The organism is Vicinamibacterales bacterium (assembly GCA_036496585.1).
In the GTDB taxonomy this organism is placed as follows: Bacteria; Acidobacteriota; Vicinamibacteria; order Vicinamibacterales; family 2-12-FULL-66-21; genus JAICSD01.
In genome coordinates this window covers 1-4,060 of record DASXLB010000032.1, presented here as the reverse complement: position 1 = coordinate 4,060, position 4,060 = coordinate 1, and the positions used below count along the sequence as shown (strand labels likewise).

The window sequence follows — 4,060 nt, the reverse complement described above, 5'->3', positions numbered from 1 at the left end:
CCCTCGGTGGACACCTTAGAACCGGCCATCGATCGACAGTTCAAATCCGGCCACCACGCGGTCGCGTCCGAGACTGGGTGAGTTCTATCTCACGCCCTCCTCGGGACGCAAGTCGGTGTGGAGCTTGGTGCGCCAGCTCCGGGGCCCGCATTTGAGGACGTGGGCGTGATGAAGCAAGCGATCGAGCAGCGCGGTCACGGCGGCGGTGTCGCCGAGGAGCTTGCCCCAGTCGTCCACGGGGCGGTTGGAGGTGAGAAGCGTGGCCGTGCGTTCGTAGCGGCGCATGATCACCTCCAGCAGATCTTCGGCCGCCGTGTGCGGAAGCTTCCGCATCCCGAGGTCATCGACGATGAGGAGCGGCACAGCGGTGAGCTCGGCGAGATAGGCCTTGCGGGTCCCGGCGAGCGTCGCCTCAGCGATCTCTTCCATCAGCGTGTGGGCCTCGCGATAGACGACACAGTAGCCCTGCTGAATCGCCGCGCGGCCGATCGCCTGGGCGAGATGGCTCTTCCCCGTGCCGGGCGGGCCCAAGAAGAGCGCGTCCTCGCGCTGCCCGACGAAGCGGGCGGTCGCGAGGTCGTGGATCAGCGCTCGGTTCATCTTCTTGTTGAAATCAAAATCAAAACTGTCGAGGGAGCGGTCGGGATCACGAAAGCGGGCCTGCTTGTGCCGGCGTTCAAACAACCGGTCTTGTCGACGCACCAGTTCGTCGGCGACGAGGGCGGAGACGAGGTCGATAGGAGTCAGCTTCTCGCTCTGCGCTTGACGCAGGCGGGTTTCGAGGACCGCGGCCATGCCGGACAGCCGCAGCTTGCGAAGCGCGTGATCGAGTTCGACGAGGTTCATGTCGGATCTCCTGTGGTGCGATCAATGAGATCGCGATAGAGCGTGAGTTGACGGATGAGCGGATCGACTTGCCGGAGCGTGAGCGGGACGGCGGGGCGCCGTTCGAGATAGCGGCGCAGAAAGCGATACGTGGGCACGCCGAGGTCGAGCGCGGCTTTCGCCGCGTCCTCCACCACCGCGGGTCCATATTTCTTGGCGAGCGCGACGACGCCGAGCACGCGGCGCACGCCGACGGCGCCATCGTGCTGATAGATGGTGTCGCACACCGCGCCGATCGAGGGTCCCGCGGTCTTCGCGCCCGCGAGCAGGGCGAGGGTGCTGCGCGGCGTGCGCGTGGACCGATCCTCGTCATGGATGCGATGCCACCCGCGCGGCGCGCGGAGATGCTCTCGGAGCAGTTGCCCGGTGGGCGTGAGCAAGCGGACCTGGTGGTCGTTCCACTGCACCTGCACGCGCTGGCCGATCCAGCCCGGCGGCGCGCCGTAATAGGCGGCGTCCACTTCGACACAGCCATCGAGATGCACCGTGCGCGTACCGTAGCGGTAGTAGCGAAACGGCTCGAGCGGCAGGGCCCCGAGGGCCGGCTGCTCCTCGGCAAACATCACGGCGACCTGCCGCTTCGTCGTGCCGTGGATGCGGGTGTCGGCCCAGCGCGCTTCCCAGCGATCCAGATACGCTTGCGCGGCCGCGAGGCTCTCAAACCGCAGCCCTTTGAGCGGTGTCTTCTGCGCGTGCCCCACGCCCGCTTCGACTTTGCCTTTGCGATCGGGATCGCCGACCCGACACGGCAGCGCGACGACGCCGTAATGCGCCAGGACATCGCGATAGAGCGGATTGAGCGCCGGGTCGTAGATGTCGGGCGTCACCACGCCCTCCCGGAGATTGTCGAGCACGATGACCCGCACGGTGCCACCGAGCCGGCGAAAGGCCTGCTCGTGCAGCTCCGCCCAGGTCTGGGCACTCGAGCGCCACACCAGCAGCCGGATCGACTTGCGAGAGTAGCCGAGCGTCAGGACAAAGAGCCGGGTGCGACGATACTTGCCCGTCGCCGGGTCTCGGACCATCGGCCCTTCGCCGTAGTCCACTTGCCCCTCGTCGCCCGGGGCCGTGGTGATGACGACGCGCGCCTCGACCGGAGACCGGCCGCGCAAGGCCCGCACGAATCGGCGGACACTGGCGTACCGACCGTCGAAGCCGTGATCGTCGATGAGATCCTGCCAGATCGCCATGGCATTGCGGCCACGGCCCAGGGCGTCGGCAATCCACTCGCGATACGGCTCACACGCGCTCGCACTCGGCGCGCGCCCAGGTGCCTCGGCCGACGCGGGGTCGGTGGACACCGCCCGCGTGGTGGCCGGATTTGACGGCGGAGGGTCGGTGGACACCGGCGGCGTGGTGGCCGGTTTTGGCGGCCAGGCCCGCGGCCGGCCACCGCGCCCACGGACCGCGACGCCCGCCGCCTTGAGATAGCCGCTCGCGGTTTCGCGACGGACCGCCGTTTCGGCTTCGATGCGCCGCAGCGACCAGCCCAGTCGCCCCAGCGCGATGACTTGCTGTTTCTTGTCGTCACTCAAGACGTTGCCCATCTCGACGAAGGACCATGCGGGTCCCGTCGTCGTCAACGTCTCGGTGCGCTACGCGTGGTGGCCGGTTTTCAGGTGTCCATCAATGGCCGGATTTGGGTGTCCACCGAGGCTCGCTCTTGCGGCATGCTGATATTGACGTGCACGCCGCTCCGCTCGGAGAACCCCAGGACGAACAACTTCGCGGCCGCAGTGAATCCGAGCTCGTCGAGGATCGGCGGATGGAGCAGATGGGATATCGTGCGGGTCTCGCTCCAGCATTTTGTCAGCGTCTCTACGACCTCTGAGAGCGCGTCGCTCTGTCCCGGAGGCGCGGATTTCAATGCCGTATCGGCGGCCAGTTTTGCGAGCGCCAGCTGCTGCCCAATGCTGTCGTGCAGGTCTCGAGCAATCCGTCGGCGCTCGCGGTCTGGGTGACAGACATCACGTACATTCGGACGTGGCAAGGGTGGCTTTACCTGGCGGTCGTGATGGATCTGTTCTCGCGCAAGATCGTAGGGTGGTCTACGGCGCCCTCGATCGATCGTGAGCTGGCACTCGACGCGGTACTGATGGCGGTGCGCCGACGGCGACCGCGTGGCACGGTGATTCACTCGGACCAAGGCAGCCAATACGGCAGCGACGCGTGGCGGCGCTTCTGCCGCGCCAATCATCTCGAACCCAGCATGAGCCGAAAGGGTAACTGCTGGGACAACGCGGTGGCGGAGTCGTTCTTTAGCAGCCTGAAGAAGGAACGGATCAAGAAGCAGATCTACAAGAACCGCGCGCTGGCCCTGGCCGATGTCACCGACTACATCGATGCGTTCTACAATCCGTCACGTCGCCATAGTCATCTCGACGGTCTGAGTCCCGAGCAGTTCGAAGCCGCTCACAACGGGCGGAAGAAGAGTCTCCACTAAATCCTGGGAACTCCAAACCGCGTAGCTGAGGCCGTAAGAATCAGACGCCATCACGAGCGCGTTGATTCTCTTGCTGGTCGACTGGTCGGCGCGTACGACGCCGCGATCGCAGGCCACGCAACCATCACCGGCATCGCTCCAGCGATCAACCTGCCCGACAGCTACTCGTTCGACGAATCGTTTTTCACCCAGGATCTGCGCCTGACACGCGCGTTCCAGATCCAGAGGCAGGTGCGGCTGCTGTTCTTCGCCGAAGCGTTCAATCTGCTCAACACCGCGAACCTGGTTCAGTACAGCGAAAACCTCAGAAATCCTGCGACCTTTGGTCAGCCGGGCGCGCGATTCAGCCAGGTATTCGGATCCGGTGGACCGCGAGCATTCCAGCTCGGCATTTCACTGCGGTTCTGAACGCTTCTTCCACACGGGCCGTCTGGCCGGGTCGTGCGGCAGAACTCACCTGGATGTGAGACAGGAATTGTCAGAGGCCCTGATCGATTAGATCAGACACAGAGTGTCGTCGAGTTGCTAGCTAGGGAGCTTCAGGGGTTCGCGGTGTTCGAGCGTCCACGGGATGCCGGCCGACCCGAGCGTCTCGGCGAGATCGGCAAACCATCGGTCAGCGGCACGCCCTGAGGCGCTCGCTCGAAAAACTCAAAAGCCGACCATTCAGCTGGGCAGACACCTTCGGCTAATCGAGCCCAGAGGAACGGGGAGCCGCCGGGAACACTTAGA

At 65.2% G+C, this 4,060-nt stretch carries 4 protein-coding genes and 1 pseudogene; 2 read left to right on the top strand and 3 right to left on the bottom strand.

Annotation, left to right across the window (positions count from 1 at the left end):
* Positions 1–84: 84 nt before the first annotated feature.
* The 3 genes from istB to VGI12_10760 all read right to left on the bottom strand — a co-directional run bounded on the left by istB (position 85) and on the right by VGI12_10760 (position 2,875).
* Positions 85–846: an IS21-like element helper ATPase IstB gene (istB, locus tag VGI12_10770; GenBank protein ID HEY2433144.1), complete on the bottom strand. Its 762-nt coding sequence runs from the start codon at positions 844–846 to the stop codon at positions 85–87.
* Positions 843–2,432, bottom strand: coding sequence for an IS21 family transposase (gene istA, locus VGI12_10765; protein HEY2433143.1), 1,590 nt, complete (start codon positions 2,430–2,432; stop codon positions 843–845). Before istA ends, istB begins: the two co-directional genes overlap by 4 nt.
* 68 nt (positions 2,433–2,500) lie before the next feature.
* Positions 2,501–2,875: a histidine kinase gene (locus tag VGI12_10760; GenBank protein HEY2433142.1), complete on the bottom strand. Its 375-nt coding sequence runs from the start codon at positions 2,873–2,875 to the stop codon at positions 2,501–2,503.
* On the opposite strand from VGI12_10760, the pseudogene VGI12_10755 reads away from it, so the two are divergent.
* Positions 2,837–3,328, top strand: a pseudogene (locus VGI12_10755) (IS3 family transposase). The gene VGI12_10760 and the pseudogene VGI12_10755 overlap by 39 nt on opposite strands.
* Before the next feature lie 231 nt (positions 3,329–3,559).
* The gene (locus tag VGI12_10750) at positions 3,560–3,736 is read left to right on the top strand and encodes a hypothetical protein (protein HEY2433141.1); all 177 of its coding nucleotides are present in this window, start codon (positions 3,560–3,562) and stop codon (positions 3,734–3,736) included.
* The last annotated feature ends 324 nt before the right edge of the window (positions 3,737–4,060 follow it).

Excerpts from the sequence above, each read along its gene's own strand:
- istB (HEY2433144.1), bottom strand. The coding sequence starts at position 846 with ATGAACCTCGTCGAACTCGATCACGCGCTTCGCAAGCTGCGGCTGTCC.
- istA (HEY2433143.1), bottom strand. The coding sequence starts at position 2,432 with ATGGGCAACGTCTTGAGTGACGACAAGAAACAGCAAGTCATCGCGCTG.